Consider the following 272-nt stretch of genomic DNA (forward strand, 5'->3'; position numbering starts at 1 on the left):
ATCAACAAAATCTCCGGAGCGAACTTACATCGTAACTGGGTAATGATTCCACATGTTACTCACTTCGATCGCACAGATATCACCGATTTAGAAGCATTCCGTAAAGAACAGAACAAAATTGTTGAAAAACAAAAATTGGATGTGAAAATTACACCTGTTGTGTTCATTATGAAAGCGGTAGCAAAAGCATTAGAAGCGTTCCCACGTTTCAATAGCTCGATCTCTGAAGACGGACAAAAATTAACACTTAAAAAATACATCAATATTGGCGT

1 protein-coding gene is annotated in these 272 nt (G+C 36.8%); it reads left to right on the forward strand.

The features are described from left to right. Positions 1-272: 2-oxo acid dehydrogenase subunit E2 (locus tag CUZ56_RS15040; protein WP_204250948.1), on the forward strand; the 272-nt coding region annotated here is incomplete at both ends.

This window comes from Saezia sanguinis (assembly GCF_003991585.1).
GTDB lineage: Bacteria > Pseudomonadota > Gammaproteobacteria > Burkholderiales > Burkholderiaceae_C > Saezia > Saezia sanguinis.